The sequence below is a fragment of the Pseudomonas sp. FBCC-B545 genome (assembly GCF_059134095.1).
In genome coordinates this window covers 4,995,130-5,013,298 of record NZ_CP101441.1, presented here as the reverse complement: position 1 = coordinate 5,013,298, position 18,169 = coordinate 4,995,130, and the positions used below count along the sequence as shown (strand labels likewise).

General features: G+C 59.1%; 12 protein-coding genes. 4 read left to right on the top strand and 8 right to left on the bottom strand.

Annotated elements, in window-relative coordinates:
• The first annotated feature begins 61 nt into the window (after nt 1-61).
• Entirely contained in the window at nt 62-5,221 is a 5,160-nt protein-coding gene (locus NMB39_RS23230; RefSeq protein WP_494340014.1) for a dermonecrotic toxin domain-containing protein, read from the top strand.
• A gap of 146 nt (nt 5,222-5,367) precedes the next feature.
• On the opposite strand, the gene NMB39_RS23225 is transcribed toward NMB39_RS23230, so the two are convergent.
• From NMB39_RS23225 to NMB39_RS23210, 4 genes are all read right to left on the bottom strand, one after another.
• Nucleotides 5,368-6,498: an OpgC family protein gene (locus NMB39_RS23225; RefSeq protein ID WP_306957200.1), complete on the bottom strand. Its 1,131-nt coding sequence runs from the start codon at nt 6,496-6,498 to the stop codon at nt 5,368-5,370.
• A gap of 132 nt (nt 6,499-6,630) precedes the next feature.
• Nucleotides 6,631-6,927, bottom strand: a complete 297-nt coding sequence (locus tag NMB39_RS23220; RefSeq protein WP_494340015.1) for a cupin domain-containing protein — start codon at nt 6,925-6,927, stop codon at nt 6,631-6,633.
• Between the two features lie 62 nt (nt 6,928-6,989).
• Nucleotides 6,990-7,274 (bottom strand): putative quinol monooxygenase, encoded by a 285-nt coding sequence (locus NMB39_RS23215; RefSeq protein ID WP_198720513.1) that lies wholly within the window; start codon nt 7,272-7,274, stop codon nt 6,990-6,992.
• A gap of 11 nt (nt 7,275-7,285) precedes the next feature.
• Complete coding sequence (locus tag NMB39_RS23210; RefSeq protein WP_043050135.1) at nt 7,286-8,905, bottom strand: FMN-binding glutamate synthase family protein; 1,620 nt, start codon at nt 8,903-8,905, stop codon at nt 7,286-7,288.
• Between the two features lie 274 nt (nt 8,906-9,179).
• Here NMB39_RS23210 and NMB39_RS23205 point away from each other — a divergent pair, with 274 nt between their 5' ends.
• Together NMB39_RS23205 and NMB39_RS23200 are read left to right on the top strand one after the other, a co-directional pair.
• Nucleotides 9,180-10,043, top strand: coding sequence for a hypothetical protein (locus NMB39_RS23205; RefSeq protein WP_494340016.1), 864 nt, complete (start codon nt 9,180-9,182; stop codon nt 10,041-10,043).
• Between the two features lie 215 nt (nt 10,044-10,258).
• Complete coding sequence (locus NMB39_RS23200) at nt 10,259-10,531, top strand: type B 50S ribosomal protein L31 (RefSeq protein WP_016970719.1); 273 nt, start codon at nt 10,259-10,261, stop codon at nt 10,529-10,531.
• Nucleotides 10,532-10,551: 20 nt separating this feature from the next.
• Here the strand turns inward: NMB39_RS23200 and NMB39_RS23195 are convergent, their stop codons facing one another.
• From NMB39_RS23195 to NMB39_RS23180, 4 genes are read right to left on the bottom strand one after another with little or no spacing between them, the layout of a single operon-like run.
• The gene (locus NMB39_RS23195; RefSeq protein WP_057021423.1) at nt 10,552-11,931 is read right to left on the bottom strand and encodes an ATP-binding protein; all 1,380 of its coding nucleotides are present in this window, start codon (nt 11,929-11,931) and stop codon (nt 10,552-10,554) included.
• The gene (locus NMB39_RS23190) at nt 11,928-13,754 is read right to left on the bottom strand and encodes a DAHL domain-containing protein (protein ID WP_464005741.1); all 1,827 of its coding nucleotides are present in this window, start codon (nt 13,752-13,754) and stop codon (nt 11,928-11,930) included. The genes NMB39_RS23195 and NMB39_RS23190 overlap by 4 nt, the downstream gene beginning before the upstream one ends.
• Nucleotides 13,751-14,719 (bottom strand): cytochrome-c peroxidase, encoded by a 969-nt coding sequence (locus NMB39_RS23185; RefSeq protein ID WP_494340017.1) that lies wholly within the window; start codon nt 14,717-14,719, stop codon nt 13,751-13,753. Before NMB39_RS23185 ends, NMB39_RS23190 begins: the two co-directional genes overlap by 4 nt.
• A 25-nt stretch (nt 14,720-14,744) precedes the next feature.
• The gene (locus tag NMB39_RS23180; RefSeq protein WP_494340018.1) at nt 14,745-16,619 is read right to left on the bottom strand and encodes a putative bifunctional diguanylate cyclase/phosphodiesterase; all 1,875 of its coding nucleotides are present in this window, start codon (nt 16,617-16,619) and stop codon (nt 14,745-14,747) included.
• 230 nt (nt 16,620-16,849) lie between these two features.
• Here NMB39_RS23180 and nosR point away from each other — a divergent pair, with 230 nt between their 5' ends.
• Complete coding sequence (nosR, locus tag NMB39_RS23175) at nt 16,850-18,169, top strand: response regulator c-di-GMP phosphodiesterase, NosR family (RefSeq protein ID WP_306957204.1); 1,320 nt, start codon at nt 16,850-16,852, stop codon at nt 18,167-18,169.

Here is an 18,169-nt window from a genome sequence, read left to right as displayed (position 1 = left end):
GATCCTCCCGGATCACTCATGGCTGTTCATCCAGCAGCCAGGCCTGCATGGAGCGCACTTGATGGCTAGCGATAACCTTCCGTATTTTTTCCGCGAAACCCAGACCGACCGTACACAACTGACCGCGCGCCAAAGCACGCGCCACTTCACGCTCCAGGACCTCGACTGGCTCGACACTGTCTATCTGGCCACTGATGCCTTGCGCCAGGCACAAAAAGCGCCGATGCATGTGCAAACCCTGCACCTGAGCGTACCCGATAAACAGCCGATTGAACTGGCGGGCGCGTTTGTCATGAGCCCCGCCCCAGGCGCAGGGGTATTTCTCTACACACCTGCTCGAGGCCTGGAAAAGCTGGAAAGCCGTGGGGCGCTCAATACCCAATTGGCAACCTGGCTGAAGGATCCGGTGCAGCGCCAACCGTTGCTTGATTACCTGTCCATTGCCCAGCAAGCGCAGCTGGCGTCGGAGACGAGCCTGAGTATTTCCACCCAAACCGTGGCTGGGGCTGTCTTTGAAGCACAGCAAGCGACCCTTGCCAACAACCGGCTTGAAAATGCCCGCCTGTTGCGCGAGGAACTGCTCGAACTACCCAGTTTCACGTCTTTGCTGGATGAATACATCGCCGCACAAATGGCCCAGTCCTTCGCAGGTATCGACCAGCGCCAGACGCAAGTGCAGAGCACCCACGTCGATACTTCCGGCTTCTCGGGTGGCACCGAGACGCCAGCGTCCCGACACACCACCATGCGTTCCCTGCATGAAACCGTGCTGATGTATTTCGTCGCCAATGGCTGGCCAAGAGGAGAAACCCGCCATTACTCCAACCCCCAGCGGTTGACTCAGGGCGCCGATGATCAGTTGCGCTGGGAAACCTCAGTCCAAGGGCTGGCCCAGGGGCTCAGCGCATACATGCTGCAACAGCCCAAGTTGTTCTGGCAGCAACCGGCTTCGACCGGAATGACGCGACAGCAGTTGTTTATTCAAGCGATGTTCCATGGGTTTCTCATCGCCCTGCTGGATCAACAACAGCAAGGCATCATTTCGCCTGAGCAGCGTCTGCAACTGCAGGCGCTGCCGCTCAAGGCCGACCCTGGCGCGATCACCATCGCGCCCGCCCTGGCGATCGATAAAGCCCTGCTGGAGGGGCCGCGACAGCCCTCGACCGAGCTGGCCAGCACTTTGATTATTCGCCATGACAAAAGCGGCGAGGCATCACTCTGGCTGCTCTATAGCCCTCATCTTGGCTTACAACCGTTTACCGAGCTGGACTCACTCAAAGCCCACCTTCTCGGTCACCTGGACCCCTTGCAGCATCCCACTGCCTGGAGAAACTATCTGTCCAGGCCGGAACGCTGCAGCGAAGCCGACCTGCAAACCAGCGACATCGCCCCCGCGCCCATCACCGGGGGCATTTTCCAAAGCCTCCTGGAAGGCATCATTCAAAAGCAAGGACGCAACCTTGGATATGCGCTGGACCAGTATCGTCTGAGCCAGGGCACCCTGGACCTCGACGCGGTGGTCGACCATGTGCTGGATGTGCGCGGCATGGTTGATCCAGCACTATTGACCCTCGAACCCATGGGGCGCTGGAGTACGCAGTTGGCGGCCAGCTGGACGGCGAGTGCGCTGCAACCGAGGATTCCACCAACGCTCCTGGCGATGCGCACCACGGTGCATTTGCTCGAAAATGTCGCTGCCGAAATCGAGCAGCAACGATCTTCGCGACCTTCGCTGGAACGCTCGGCCATTACTTATCTGAATACCAAACTGCACAGCCTCAAGCTTGCGCACCTGCAGGCTGCGTGCCTGTCGGTGCGGTATTACAGCCGTCCCTCGAGTGCCACCGAACGACCTCAGCTAGTGTCATCGAGCAGCATGGTCGAGCATTTCCTGGCGCGCTTATGTGGTGAAGCAGGCCCACTTACCGACTCGCCGGACACCCAGCTCTATTCAACCGCACCTGACAACGCGGCCACCAAAATCTCCGGCTTGGAGGTCAAGACCTTCAATCACCTGATCGAAACGGCCATGGGTGGTTTTACCCAGTATTTGCGTCGGACCCACAGCCTGTACCCCAACATGGAGCCGGTGCTGAGAAAAGCCATGGAGATGGGCCTGATCGCGCAAATGCAGCTCAGGCTCTGGAACAACGCTTTGTTACCGACCGACTACGAAGTGCTCTCGAGTGTGCTGGGGATCTACGCCCGGGACCTGCGCCTGAGTGTCAACGGGTTCCGTCCTGATGCGTTTTACATGAAGGTGAAGATCATTGGGCAAACGACCTCGCAGGCTCTCAATAACTGTTTCGTGTTGACCGAGCGCGGCGGGCTGGACCCGCGATATTCGGGGCGCATTCTGTTATGGACGCCTGCGTTGGGGCTGGAAGGTTTCCGTTCATTAAGCCAGTTTAAAGCCGCGGTGGATCAACGCCTGGCAGATCCGGCCGAACGTCAGGTTTTTCTGGAGAATCTGGCCCGAGCGGACTGGCAGTCCTATCCGACCTATGCACTCAGTTCCCTTGAGCTGATCGAAGACAACCTCGTTGAACATGTGCAACGAACCTATGCCGGGCAAAAAGACCTTGAACTGGCGCAAATTCTCTCGATGCAGCTGTCGGCCCAGCAGCTGCGTAAGCTGTGGCAGGTTCGAGTCACGCGAAACCTGGCGCCCACCAATGTGCGACGAGCCACGGACATGGTCCGGTCCATGATCGTGCAGCATGGCCTGCAGTGGTTGGGCCAAGCCAGTGCCGTCGATCAACAGCTCTATGCCGAACTGTTAGAGCAGTATCGAAATAATGTCAGCGACAACCGCGATTTCCTGCACGGGATTGACTCGCTGGCTCAGTTCACGCGCAACCGGCTCAGCGCATTGCTGGCGGCGTTGGATGACCGCAACAGCGTAACCCCGGATGAAATCGAAGTGGGCCTGCCGGCTCAGGGCAATACGCCTGCCCGTAACCAGTCGCTGCTGGAGTATGCACTGAGTCATCAATCATATTGGAACGATGAGGTGCCATTCTTTGCCGGTACCGGCGCAACGACGCTGCCCGCCACCCTGGACTCGCAGACACTGGGCAATCGCATCAAGGCGCTGAAGATCAACGAGGCCTATAGGACTTACATCGAGTTACGCCTGGGCGCCGCCAGTCCGGACTTCGTGCAACGCTCTACGCGGTTCGCCAAGCAATTGCCTTGGCAACTGATGCAATACGCTCACAGCCTGACATTGCAAGGCCAGCTGTCACCAACGACCTTCGGGCTTATCCAGCAGATCATGGATATGCCGGATGCGACTGCCCGAGCGAACGTAGTGGATGCCAGTGCCAGCATCTGTGCGCTGCAAGTGCTGATCGATGCCGGGAAAAACATCCTCAAGGTGCCTGGGGTGTACTTGATCAGTCGTGCCGGTGCTGACAAGACGCCTCTAGTTCTCTATGCGCCTTATAGCCCTGGCCACACCCTCAAGGAATATCCGGATGAGGCCGGGCTCGTTGCTGAACTGACATCGCCAGGCGCCTTGAAGAGTTGGGTGTTGCAGGTGGTCCCGGCAGTCGACCAGGCCACGCTGACAGACGCCCTCCAAGGCACAGGGGTAAAACTGGCCTACAACGCCATCAACGTGCCGCTGTTCAAACAGCTGTACTTCGATAATACCGAGCTGCTGACGCGCTTGCTGGGTTGCCAGAAAAAAGCCAATGCGCAGGCCTCCTGGGAGACGGTCAAGGCCGTGTTTTCAGCGGGTGTACAGGCTGCCAGCGCGTTCATTCCGGGTAAGTTGGCTTACCCCCTGATCGTCTGGCAGAGCTTCAAGCTGTTCAAAGACAGTGCCGATGACCTGCAAAGCCAAAACTGGCATGAGGCACTTGGGCATTTCATCGCAGGCGTTGCCCTGATGGCCAGCCTGCGCCGCTCCAGGCCCGCCGTGCCAGAAAGCGACAGCTCCCCGGCGTCTCCTGACTCTGCAACGGCTGTGGTGTCCTGGCCCGCACTGGATATAACCGCGGCGCAACGCACCCGGCTACAACGTTTCGAAGTCCTTGAGCCAACCTTGGCCAGCCTGGTTAAAGACACCGCCCTCAACCTTTACCGGTCCGCTTCCAATCACTACTACGCAGCCGTGGCAGGCAAAGTCTTCCGGGTTATCAAGCTCGGCCTGGGTTGGCACATTACCGGCGATGCAGAAATTGGCCCCTTGGTGCATAGCAACACGCGACAACAGTGGATGCTCAGTAGCAGTGACCCATTGCTGACCGGCCGCAGAGCGGTTGCACGATTGACCAATCGCTTCTACTCGGAGCCCTTTGCACGGCCCAATATGAATATATTGGCCATTGGCATGCGCGATATCCGCGCGCTTTACGCGCAAGAATCATTGATGATCACCGAGGCACTGGCAATGGCGACGTTCTATGCCAGGAACGCCCAGGAGAACGTACGCCTGCTCCTGCAAACACCCCATGCCGAGACTGAACTGGCCAAACAGATCAAACTGTTTTTTGGCTTGCAGGTTCTCGAGGTCCAGCAACTTGAAAAAATCCAGGAGGTCGTCGACAAGGTGTGCAACGCGTTACTGGAGCCCTCATTGACCTCGCCGAACTCAACACGATTTGTCATCGGCCGCTCACGAATGCCGGCGCTCACGGGCACTTATAAAGTGATGGCCTTCACGATCGTCCCTGACCCTCTTCAATTGCTGTACCTGACCGAGTCTTTTTTTAACCCAGGCTTGAAATACAGTCGTCTGTTGATCAAACCGTTTTATGTCAACGTTCATGCGCGTGCGACGACGCTCATTCACGAAATCTCTCATCACGAATGTGAGACCTTGGACTTGGCCTACGTGCATTCCACCCATCCCTTCCATGACTTGATTGACCCTCAGACCCATGACGGCATCAGCACTAAACGGGTGCTCGAAAACCGCCAGCTTTCGCGACTGTCGCTCAATACCCCGACCCCTGAATTGTTCCAGGTTGTGGACATCGCCACCGGTCTCAAAGCAGATCCAGCCCAGGGCACGTCAACGGCGCCTGTTCTCAACCGGCTGCTCGCCGCCACGGGCACGCAAACCCTCAGCGATGCCCGGCGAGCTTTCCGCAGTGATCCGTTGAAACGCATCATTGTAGTGCTCAACAACGCCGACTCCGTCGCCTACTTGATTACACTCTTGGGACGTCGAAAAGCCATGCCTATGAGTCCAACCAGCGATGCTCGTTGATGCGCAATCCTCATTGACATCACGTCGAGTGAAGTCGGGGGCTGCAGGTTATCCGACAGTCCGTTGAGCAGTAGATGGGTAGCCAAGTGCTGTTCCTTTCACCGTAAGGTGGAAGGCAGAAGGAAGCACTTGGTGGGTGCCGGCGGTTACCTATTTTGCGTCGTTTCGCGCGGCGCCTGATTGAGGCGTTTGTTGAACTCCAGCCAGGCTGCGAGGGCCGACATCAGCACCACGCCGACCAGGGCGGTGAGCAACTGCATGGCCATGGCGTCACCCGCCAGGGCATTGAGCATATCTGCCAGCGGCGCCAGCACCACACCCAGGCAAAATACCTCGAGTGAATAGCGGCCCATCTGGCAGACGCGCTCGGCCAGCGGGTTTTGCGTCCAGCCCCGTTCGGGCAGCAGCTTGGCGGTGACATAGGCCAGGGCAAGGAAATGCACAAGGCGCACCGGCGACAGGTCGGTCTTGCTGATGGGGTACAGCAGGTTGCTGAGCGCGGCCGGCATCACTGCGTCATGGACTTCAGGCCAGAGCCACGACAGCGTGATCACGCCAGCCACCAGCACGTACAGCGCCGCTGCGACAAACAGCGGCTGACGCTGCAAGGGGCGCTTCTCTGGCTCTCGGGTGCGCTGGCTGTAGATCGCCGCGGCGCCTCCCAGCACAAACAGCAATTGCCAGGTGACGGGATTGAAATACCACACGCCATCGGCGATCGCCCGCAGGTTCCAGCCCATCCACGGTGCCAGCAGGTACACCACCAGCGAAACGCCCACCACCGCCCAGGTAGCGCGCACCATCAGTGGCAGCACCACGGACAAACCGGCAAGCAAGACGATGTACAGCGGCAACGGGTCCATCAGGTTGGGCTTGAAGCGCAGCAGCAGCTCATCGGTCAGCGCCTGCTGCGGGTGGGTGACGAAGTGCGTCAGGCCCATCTCCGCCACCAGGTCACGGGTTTCCACATGGCTGTTGGCGAAGAACACAATGCCCATCAACAGTGCCAGCAGGAAGATATGCACCACGTACAGCACCCAGGTGCGCCGCAGGATCTTCAGGCAGGCCATCCAGTAGCCCTCGCGCTGCAGGACTTTTCCGTAGGCCAGTACCGAGGCGAAGCCGGCGAGAAATACGAAGACTTCCGCCGCGTCGCTGAAGCCGAAGTTACGCAAGGTGATCAAGCCGAGCGGGTTGTGGGGCACGTGATCCCAGAAAATGAAGATCAACGCCAGGCCCCGAAAAAAATCGATGCGCGGGTCGCGTCCGTTCAGCATGGCAGCGGGCTCTTGAACAAGTTGTTGAATGACGATAGGTGAGTGCGCGGGTTGTCGTACGCCGCACATCGGGCGGGCGCAGGTTGGCGGTATTTGTAAGCAAATGCAAAGGGTGGATATTACTGGATGTCTCTAGACATCAATGATGACCAGCGTGCCTTCGCTACCGGGCAGCACGGCATGAGCAGTACCCGCTTCGACAAGGTACATCTGGCCGGCACCCACTCGGATCTCCTTGTCGGCGATGCTCAAGCGCAACAGGCCGCTGACTACCAGCAGTCCTTCGTTGTAATCATGGGTTTCTTCTTCATACGCCTGCCCATCCATGCGTAACACCTTGATCCGCGCTGAGCCGACATGGCCCAGGCCGGTGGATTTCCAGCTTTCAGGCAATTGCTCGGCGATGGCGACGAAGTCCAATAACGGCATGTGAGTCTCCTTGTTTTCAACGATGCCGTCGGTGGTCCGGTTCAGCGGGCAAATGGGTATTTTCAGAAAGCGTCCATCAACAAGAACCTGCACGGCTCGGCCTGATAGGCGTTGATCTGCGGCACCAACCGTTTGAAGTGCTCGGTCTGGCAGTGCGCATCCAGCGCCGCCTGATCGGGCCATTGTTCGATAAAAATAAAGTGTCCCGGGTCTTTCTGGTCAACGAACAGATCGTAGGCGATGCACAGCGGTTCCTGGCGGGTTTTTTCCACCAGTTCTGCGTACCACGGGCGCACAGTCTCCAGGTGTTCAGGCCGGATGAAATCCTCGGCGATGACTTTCAACATGGCGGGCGTCCTCAGGCAGCGGCGACTTCATGGGGTTCAAAACTATCCGCTCGTGCCATTTGCCACATGCGTGAATAGAACTCACCGTTCACTTCGCCGGTGAGCAATTCACCGGGTTTCAAGAACACATGCAACTGCGAGAACAGCTTGATCTCGGTCGCCGACATGCGCCGCACCAGGTGCTTGGCCGACAACTGCGAGGGATGATCCAGGCCGGCAGCGGCGAGCATTTCCGCCAAGGCGTGCAGGGTGTTGCGGTGGAAGTTGAACACGCGCTGGGCTTTGTCTGGCACCACCAGGGCGCGTTGGCGCAGTGGGTCCTGGGTGGCGACGCCGGTCGGACATTTGTTGGTGTGGCAGCTTTGCGACTGGATGCAGCCGATGGCGAACATGAAGCCGCGCGCCGAGTTGGCCCAGTCGGCGCCGATGGCCAGGACGCTGGCGATATCGAAGGCGCTGACGATCTTGCCGCTGGCGCCAAGCTTGATCTTGTCGCGCAGGTTCAGCCCCACCAGGGTGTTGTGCACAAACAGCAGGCCCTCACGCAGCGGCACGCCGATATGGTCGGTGAACTCCACCGGCGCGGCGCCGGTGCCGCCTTCCTTGCCATCGACCACGATAAAGTCCGGGAGGATGCCGGTTTCGAGCATGGCCTTGGCGATGCCCATGAATTCCCATGGGTGGCCCAGGCAGAACTTGAAGCCTACCGGCTTGCCGCCGGACAGTTCACGCAACTGGGCGATGAACTGCATCAGCTCGATTGGCGTGGAAAACGCACTGTGCCGCGATGGCGAGATGCAGTCTTCGCCCATCATGATGCCGCGGGTATCAGCGATTTCCTGGGTGACCTTGTGCTTGGGCAGAATCCCGCCATGGCCGGGCTTCGCGCCCTGGCTCATCTTGATTTCAATCATGCGCACTTGCGGGTTCTGCGCCTGCACGGCGAAGCGTTCCGGGTCAAAACGACCGTCGCTGGTGCGGCAGCCGAAGTACCCGCTGCCCAGTTCCCAGGTCAGGTCGCCGCCGTTTTCGCGATGGTAGGGGCTGATGCTGCCTTCACCGGTGTCATGGGCAAAATTGCCGAGCTTGGCGCCCTGGTTGAGGGCGCGAATCGCGTTGGCACTCAACGAGCCAAAGCTCATCGCCGAGATATTGAACACCGACGCCGAGTACGGCTGCGTGCACTGTGGGCCGCCGACCATCACGCGAAAGGCACTGGGGTCACTCAACGGCGCCGGGCGCATGGAGTGGCCGATAAATTCGAAGCCCGACTGGTACACGTCAATCAAGGTGCCGAAGGGCTTGTCCGCCGTTTCGTTCTTGGCACGCGAGTACACCAGTGAACGCTGTGCCCGGGAGAAGGGCAGGGCGTCGCTGTCGGACTCCAGCAGGTACTGGCGGATTTCCGGGCGGATACCTTCCACCAGGTAACGGATATTGCCCAGGATCGGGTAGTTGCGGCGCACCGCGTGGGGGCTTTGCAGCAGGTCGAAAATACCGATCAGGCTGAGGATGCCGGTGACCAGGGTGATGGGCCACAGCCATTCATGTTCGATAAAAGGGAGGCTGGCGAGGGTGAAAATGACGCACACGGCAAAGAAGGCGTAACGGCTTAACAAAGACAGACTCATACGGTTTTCCTTGGTTTCAACTCTGAAGGTCGATTACCCATTCTGCGCCTGTCGATAAAGCACGGACAAGGTTGATCTTCCCGTCGCGTATTTGTGCGTGCGAATCTTTGTACAGTAAAAAATATCTATCAACGTCATAGAGGAACCGATGACTGCAGCGTTACCACTCTTTAGGCACCTGGTTCGGCATCTGGGTGTGACCAGATCGCGCTGGTAGGCCAAGGACGCATTTTTCAAGACGGAGTTTATAACGACTAGAACAAGTGATTTTTGTATGACTACATTGAGCAATGTTGGTGCTAGTGGAAGTATCTTTAACGCTTTGGATTACTTAGCCGATGATCATGAGGAAATGGCTGCTGCGCATATCGCCCAAGAGCGCAAACTGATGGAAGGTATCGAGAAGCCCGAACAGGATGTGCGGCGAAAACCGAATTTCGCCACGGGCCGCCCTTCGGGTGATAACCGTTCCGCGGAACAGATCATCGCCGACAATCCGATCCTCAAGAACCTTGGTCATCAGAAAGATATCAATCGTGAATGGGCCTACCGACGTTTGGGGGACTGGACGATTAACAACAAAGACCCGGAGGCACGAGCCGATGCCGCATTCAACGCCGCGCGGGTGCTCAACTACATTGATACATCCTTATCGGCTAACGGTGAACATCGTGGCAAAGCTCACGATAATGGCGAACTCGAAGGTATCACCAGCAGCGGCGATGCCAGGCGTGGTACGCCGGCAGGCATGTGGAAGGACTTTACGGAGCAGGGTTATACCGCACTGCGCGATGACCACCGCCTGGATTCGACCAAAGACAACTATGTCAAGAAGGACGGTACGGTCAAAAGTGACCTGCAGTGGTTCGCGGGTGAAGTTGGAAAGAAAACCTGGTTCATCCCGGGTCTCAGCAATGTTTTCAATGGGATCAGCAACTCGGAACCGGGGATAGGCGGGGCTATCGAGGGGGCCAAGGCCGGTTTTGACAAAACCCGAGCTGATGGTTTCGATAAGGCCCTTGCCAGCGCTGTGAGTGGTGACTTCAAGGGCATCGCCCAAGGCTATGCCGATACGGTGCGCAACAACGAGTCCACGCCGCAGGTGGTCAAGTCAGCATTGGATGCTGTGCGCAGTTAAGGCCGTCGGGTCAAGCGGCTGGGGGCTCCCATGAAATCGGCTTGGACCCCGGCGTTTGACGGGCAGAAACGGGCCTGCGGGTTTCGTGGGTCACAGGTTCCAGGGAGCCCTTAGAGCTTTGCGGTCTACCAATATTGCAATAGGTTCTCGTTTGGGTGTGTTTTCTTGTGTTACTGTATAACACTCAAATTACACCCAGACGCCCCGGAGGCCTTATGAAAGCTGGTATCCACCCTGACTATCGCACCGTGCTGTTCCACGACACTGCCGCCGATGTGTTCTTCCTGATCGGCTCCACCGCCGACAGCGACCGCACCCACAAACACAGCGATGGCAACACCTATCCCTACATCCCGTTGGACGTGTCCAGCGCGTCGCACCCGATTTACACCGGCCAGCAGCGCAAGACCCAGGCCGAAGGCCGGATTGCCGGGTTCAACAAGCGCTTTGCATCCTTTGGTTCGAGTCCAAAAAAGGCTGACGCTTGAGCACGATTCGGCGGCGTGCCCTACGCCGCCGTCTGCCGAATCGGCAGTACTACCCGAAAGGTCGTGCCCTTGCCCAGTTCACTGCTGACGCAAATATCGCCGCGGTGTTTCTTGACGATGCCATAGGACAGTGACAGCCCCAACCCCGTACCTTCGCCCACCGGCTTGGTGGTGAAAAACGGGTCGAAGATCTTCTGCACGGTTTCAGGCGCAATCCCACAGCCGTTGTCTGCCACTTCCAGCCAGACGTTCTCGCCTTCCACGCCGTTGCTGATGGTAATGGTGCCACGCTCCGGGCCCATGGCTTGGGCTGCGTTGATCACCAGGTTCATCACTACCTGGTTGAGCTGCGAGACCAGGCATTCGATGTCTGGCAAGGGCGCATAGTGCTTGATCACGTCGGCCTTGTACTTGAGTTCGCTGGCGACAATATTCAATGTTGAATCGATGCCGTGCTGCAAGTTGGCGAACTGCCAGGTCTGGTCGTTATCCACTCGTGAGAAATTCTTCAGGTCCTTGACGATCTGTACCACGCGGCCAATGCCCTCCTTGGATTCGCGTATCAGGATCGGAATGTCCTCCCTGAGAAAGTCCAACTCCAGCGTCGTGCGCAGTGCCAGGAGTTGATCGCGCTGGTCCTGCGCCGTAATGAACGCTTCGCTGTGCTGGTAGGCCTCGAGCATCTGCTGCAGTCGATTGAAGTAACTGTCGAGGGTACTGAGGTTGGAGGAAATGAAGCCTACCGGGTTGTTGATCTCATGGGCGACTCCGGCTGCGAGTTGCCCCAATGAGGCGAGTTTCTCCGATTGCACCAGTTGGCTTTCCAACAGCTTGCGCTCGTCGATTTCCAGTTGCAGCGCCTGGGTGCGCTGTGCCACCAGTTGCTCCAGCTGCTCGGTTTGCAGGGAGGCACGGCGGGCCATGTCCCATTTGTTGGCCAGGGTGTTGGCCATTTGCTGGACTTCAATGTTGTCGAAGGGTTTTTTCAGGATCAGCAAGCGCTCGTGGGCATGCAGGCGAAACAGCAGGTCTTCCCAGGAGTAATCGGAGTACGCGGTACACACCACCACTTGCAGGTCGGGGGCGACTTTCCACAATTCTTCAATCGTGCGGGCACCGTCCCAGCCCTGGGGCATGCGCATGTCGACAAAGGCCAAGGCATAGGGGCGTTTTTCGGCCATGGCGGTGGTCAGCAAGCCCAGGCCTTCTTCGCCGCCATAGGCCGAATGCAGCTCGAACGCCTGGGCCTGAGGTTTGGCGGTTTCACCAAACAGGGCTGACTCCATAGCGTCCAACGCTTGGTTGGATTCCACCGCCGGCATCAGGATCTTGCGAAAATCGTCATGGATGGACGGCGTGTCATCAATCAGCAGGACGCGCCGGTTGGGCGGTTTGTTCATGGGGTTGTTCCGGCGTGAGTGAGAGGGATGGTCAAGGTAAACACAGCACCACGGCCCGGCCCGTCGCTGTGGGCGCTGAGCTGGCCATTCATTTCCACGGCTGCCAGGGCGCAGCTGTGCAGGCCGAAGCCATGGCCTTCCTTGCGCGTGGTAAAGCCGTGGGTGAAGATCCGGATCATGTTTTCGGGCGGTATCCCTTCGCCGTCATCCTTCACGCTGATCTTCAAGGTGTCGTCAGCCCCCGGCAGCACCGTCAGGGTCATCTGGCGTGGCCGGTCGCTGAGGCCGGTCATGGCGTACTTGGCGTTGCTGATCAGGTTGACCATGATCAGCAGCAGCCGGTGCTTGTCGCCGAGAATCTGCGGCACCTGCGCGTACTCCTTGACCACGGTGACGTGATGACGGCTCAGGGCGCCGGCGTTCATGCGCAAGGCGTCGTCCATCAGGGCACCGATGTCGACGGGTTCGAGCAATGATGAAGCCCCCGCATAGGACTGTTGGGTCGAGACGATGTCCTTGATGTGGTCGACGCTCTTGCTCAATTGCGTCAGCTCGTCGGCCATGCCTTGCTGTTCAAGTGCAATCGCGTCCACCAGTTGGTTCAAATAGCCCGGCAGCAATTTGCCTTTGGCATCCTCTGTAAGAAAGGTAGCCAGGTCGTCGGGGTGCTCGTTGAGCAATTGCATGGCCTTGCCCAGGCCCTGGGCCTTGCTGTTGCGCAATGTGCGCGTGACCAGGTCGGCGGAGATATTCACGCTGTTGAGCACGTTGCCGACATTGTGCAGCACGTTGGTGGCGATCTCGGCCATGCCGGCCTGGCGGGCGCTGTCCATCAGTTCGCTCTGGGCATCCTTGAGCTGTTGGGTGCGGCGTTCCACCCGTTGCTCCAGGGTTTCGTTGGCCGCCTGCAAGGCGCGATTGACCCGGTTGATCTCGGCGAAACTGCGCAGCAGGCGCATCGCCAGGTAGAGCAGCAACACCACCAGCAAGGTCGAGAATACCAACAGGTAGCGATGGTATTGATGATCAACCAGATCGGCCATTTGCTGGTCCTGGTTGAGGTGGGTGGTCAGCTCGTCCAGGCGTTCGGCTACCGGAACTGCGGCAATCCGCTCAAGCAGGCTGTTGACCAGCGGTTGCTCGCGCAGGATCAGCGAGATGTGATTGCTGAGGATCTCCACCGGCGCCTGGAAGTCGCTGGGCAGGCTCTCCTTGTTGATCGCCAGCTTGCCCAGACCTACCAGGATATCGGCAGCGCGCTCGTCGCTGGTAACCTGGGCAAACTCCAGGCTGCTGAGCAGCAGGTCGTAGGTGTCGGTGGCCACGCCTTGCAGGCGCAGCCGGCCTTCATCGTCAATTTCATTGAATTGGGCCTGGATATCGTCTTCGGCCGTCGGCAGAAAGGCCAGGGAGTTGCGCAATACCGCGTTGTGGGATTTGAACTGGTCCACCAATCGCGCTTTTTCCTGGATGGCGGCCTGATAGGCTTCCTGACTGCTGCGCCAACGCGGCAGGTCGACCGGATTGTGATAGGTGTCGCGGCTCTGCAGGTCAGCCCATAGACGCGTCATTTCCGCCAGCGGCGTGACCAGAGGATCGTAGTTGTGGGTAATCGCAATTCGCGCCTTGAGCACTTCGCTGTCCCACTGGGCATTGAGCTGCTGGAGCTGGCGGATCAGGTCCCGTGACTGGGTATAACTGGCCGTCTGGTCGCGGGAGGACTTGAGGTACAGAAACACCAGCGTCGAAACCAGCAGCAGGGTTATCAAGCCCAAGAGCATCTGGCTGATGCGGCGTCGTGACACGCGTGACGAGCGGCTCATAGTGGCTTGCCCGCCCATTCGCCGGTCAAGGTCTTGAGGAACTGGATGATCAGGTCCTTGTCTTCCTGGCTCGGCGTGCGTCCCAGCTGGTATTTGAACATCACGTCGACGGCCTCCTCCAGGGTCTTGGCCGAGGCGTCGTGGAAGTACGGCGCGGTGACCGCCACATTGCGCAGGCTGGGTACCTTGAACACATGCCGGTCTTCTTCATCCTGGGTCACCAGATAGCGGCCCAGGTCCGATTCCAGCGGGTTGCCGCGGGCCTTGAAATAGTCGCCCATCACGCCGAATTTCTGGAACATGTTGCCGCCGATATTCACCCCCTGGTGGCAGGCGATGCACCCGTAGTCCTTGAAGCGCTGGTAGCCGTACTTTTCCTGGATCGTCAAAATCTCGGTATTACCCAGCAGGTACTGGTCAAACCGCGAGTTGGGGGTCAGCAGCGTACGCTCATAGGTGGCCAGGGCGTCTTGCACATTGGCGGCGGTGACGCCGTCGGCGTACGCCTGCTTGAACGCGTTCTGGTAGACGGGCAGGGCGGACAGGTTCTGCACCACGGTTTTCCAGTCACTGCCCATTTCCACCGGACTGATTACTACGTGTTCGACCTGCGCTTGCAGGGTATTGACCCGTCCATCCCAGAACTGCTTGAAATTAAGGCTGGCGTTGAACACGGTGGGCGTGTTGAGGGACACCGGCTTGCCGTCAAAGCCCAGGGAGAAGGCTTTGTCATCGGCACCACTGGTTTCCAGGTGGTGACAGCTGGCGCAGGACAGCGTGTTGTTGACCGACAGCCGTGGCTCATTGAACAGTTGGCGGCCCAGTTCGACTTTGGCCGGGTCAAGTACCGCAATGGCCGGCAGGGGCTTGAGCGCTTCGTCCAGCGGTGCGGCCATCAACGGCACCGCCAGGCCCGCCCCCAGCACCCACATCAGGCCGAGGCGGTAAATCGGGACATTGCTCAAGCAGGCACTCCTTGCAAGCATTGGGTTATTGATCGGGCATCAGTGTTGCGCCACCCGCTTGCAGCAACTGGGCGAAGTCGTCGGCCGGCAATGCCTTGCTGAAGAGAAAACCCTGGCCTTCCTCGCACTGCTGGGCTTGCAGGAATTTCAACTGTTCAACGGTTTCCACGCCTTCGGCGATGATGTTCAGCTCCAGGCTCTTGCCCATGCCGATGATAGCGCTGATCAGCTGTGCGTCCTGGCTATTTACACTCAGGCCGCGCACGAAGGACTGGTCGATTTTCAGCACGTCGATGGGAAAGCGCCGCAGGTAGCTGAGGCTGGAGTAGCCGGTGCCGAAATCATCCAGGGCCAGGCGTACGCCCATGGCCTTGATCCGGTGCAACCTATCCACAGTGGCGTCGACGTTTTGCATCAGTACGCTTTCGGTGATCTCCAGTTCCAGCAGGGTAGGTGGCAGGCCGGTGTGCTGGAGGATGGCGGCCAGGTTGTCAACAAAGTCGCGCTGGCGGAAGTCGATGGCCGAGATATTCACCGAGATCGGCAAGGGCGGCAGGCCCATGGCCCGCCATGCCTGGGCTTGTTCGCAAGCCTGGCGCAACACCCATTGGGTCAGGCGCACGATCAGCCCACTGTCTTCGGCAACCGGAATGAAGTCCGCCGGGCTGATCCAGCCTGCACGCGGCTGGAACCAGCGGGCCAGCGCTTCGGCACCGACGATGCGCCCGGTTTTCAGCGCCAGCTTGGGTTGGTAGTGCAGGGTGAATTCATCCCGCTCCAGGGCCTGGCGCAGCGCGCTTTCCAGGTGTTGCTGGTGCTGGGCGCGCCGGTTCATGTCTTCGGTGTAGAAACTGAAGTCGTTCGGGCCACGCTCCTTGCTGGTGTGCATGGCAGTTTCCGCATGCTTGATCAACGCCACCGCATGGGCGCTGTCATTGGGGCAGATACTGATCCCCAGGCTGGCGGTGATACTCAGGTCATGCCCCGCCACGTGGCGAGTCACGCTGACCGCCTTGAGCACCTTCTGCGCAATATGCTGGGTTTGCTGGGGATGCTGGATGTCGTTGAGCAGGATCACGAACTCATCGGAGCCATAGCGAAACACCGAGTCGGAGGCCCGCACCGTCGTCGCCAGGCTTTGGCTGACCTGCTGCAGCAGTTCGTCGCCCACCGGGTAACCCAGGGCGTTGTTGATGCGCTTGAAGCGGTCGAGCCCGAGGAACATCACCGCCAATTGTGTATCGTGCCGCCGGCCCAAGGCGATCGCCTGGGTCAGCCGGTCACCCAGCAATGTGCTGTTGGGCAAGGCTGTGAGCGCGTCGTATTGCAACAAATGCGAGACCTTGAGCAACTCCTGCACACGTTCCTCGATGGTGCGTTCCAGGCCGATCACCTTGAGGGCTACATCCTGGGCCAGCTGCCATTTCCAGGTCAGGGCGCTGGCCATCTGGCGGATTTCCAGGGGGTCGAAGGGCTTTTTCAGGATCAGCAACTGGTCGTCGTATTTCAACCGCGCTTCGATGGCTTCGAAGGAATAGTCCGAATAGGCGGTGCACAAGGCGATTTGCAGGTTGGGGTCGGCCTTCCACAGCTGTTCGATGGTTTGCAGGCCATCCCAGCCAGGGGGCATGCGCATATCGATAAATACCATGGCGTAGGGGGCATTGGCGGCCAGGGCTGTGTTCACCAGCGCCAGTGCTTCCTCGCCCTGGTAGGCGGAATCAAGCTCGAAGCCCAGGCGCACCGGCGCAGTTGTGCCAAAGAGGGTGGACTCCAGGCTGTCGAGGGTTTGCTCACCCTGTTGATCGGCACACAGGATCTTGCGAAAGTCCTGGTGGATCGAGGCGGTGTCATCCACGATCAGAATGCGGCGGTTGGCCCGCGCAGCCTTGGCGTTCATGATGTGCTCGGTAGTGGCAAACGGCTTGATAGCATAACGCTTCCTTCCCTGGTCCTCGCTCGAGCGGGGCGCGAACTGACTATGACAGCATAGTCGAGCTCCCTTGATATCGACGGCCAGTTGGCGTCAAATCAACAGCGATTGCTGTATGAGGCCCGTCAGCGACGGAGCACGGCACGATACAACGGCTCAATGTAGCCCAACTTGGTTTTATTAAAGGCAGAGTTACCATGGATGAACCACTCGCTACCAAGCCGGCTGTGCTGCTTGTGGACGATGAAGAGTCGATTCTCAACAGCCTGCGCCGCCTGCTGCGTAGCCAGCCCTACGACGTGGTGTTGGCGACCAGTGGTGCCCAGGCCCTCGAGATCATGGCCGCTCGGCCCATTGACCTGGTGATGAGCGATGCACGCATGCCCGGCATGGATGGGGCAACGCTGTTGGCCGAGGTGCATCGTCTGTATCCCGCCACCGGTCGTATCCTGCTGACCGGCTACGCTGACGTGACCACCATCATCAAGGCAATCAACGACGGGCAGATCCACCGCTACATCAGCAAACCCTGGAATGATGAGGAGCTGCCGCTGGTGTTGCAGCAAGTCCTCGAGCATCAACGCTTGCAACGCCTGGCCCACGGGCAGAACGAGCAGCTCAAGGTACTCAACGCTACGCTGGAAAAACGCGTGGTGGCGCGTACCGCTGAATTGCAGCAGACCGCCGACATGCTCGACCTGGCCTACGACGAGCTCAAGCGCAGCTACGTGACCGGCACCGAAGTGTTCTCGTTGCTGGCCAACCTGCGCTTACCCAAGGACAAGCAGACCAACCGCGCCCTGATCGAGCTGATCCGCGTGTACTGCGCCAGCCAGGCCATGGACGAAGCCAGTACCCGCGACCTGACCATGGCCGCCGCGTTGTACAACATCGGCAAGTTGAGCTGGACCGACAGCATGATGATCGCGCCATCGGACAGACTGCACAGTACCGACCGCGGGCTGTACCGCGAGTACCCGACGCAGAGCGAGTCGCTGTTGATGACCCTGGAACCGATGAAGGATGCCGCGCGTATCATTCGTCATCACCAGGAGCGCTGGGACGGCAGCGGCTTTCCCGATCACCTCAAGGGCGAGGCGATCCCCGCTGGTTCGCGCCTGCTGAAACTGGCGGTGGACTTCATCGAGCTGCAAAAAGGCCTGATCCTCGAGCGGCATTTGAACAGTGACGAAGCGCTGCTGTATATCCGCAAGTACGCCGGGCGCCTTTACGACCCGCAAATGGTCGAGTCTTTCGTGCTGGCCTGCGCCACGTTTCTCAGCGACGTGACCCTGGGCGACCCCAACGTCAAGGTCATGAGTACTCGCGAACTCGCCGAGGGCATGGTCCTGGCGCGCAACCTCAATGCCGACAATGGCATGTTGTTGCTTAATGCCGGCAAGGTACTGAACCTGCCACTGGTGGACAAGCTGATCGCATTCGAAGCCATGGAGGGCGCCAAGTACAGTGTGTTTATCCGGGTGCCCGATGAAGTGCCGCCGCTGCCCCTGCCGTAG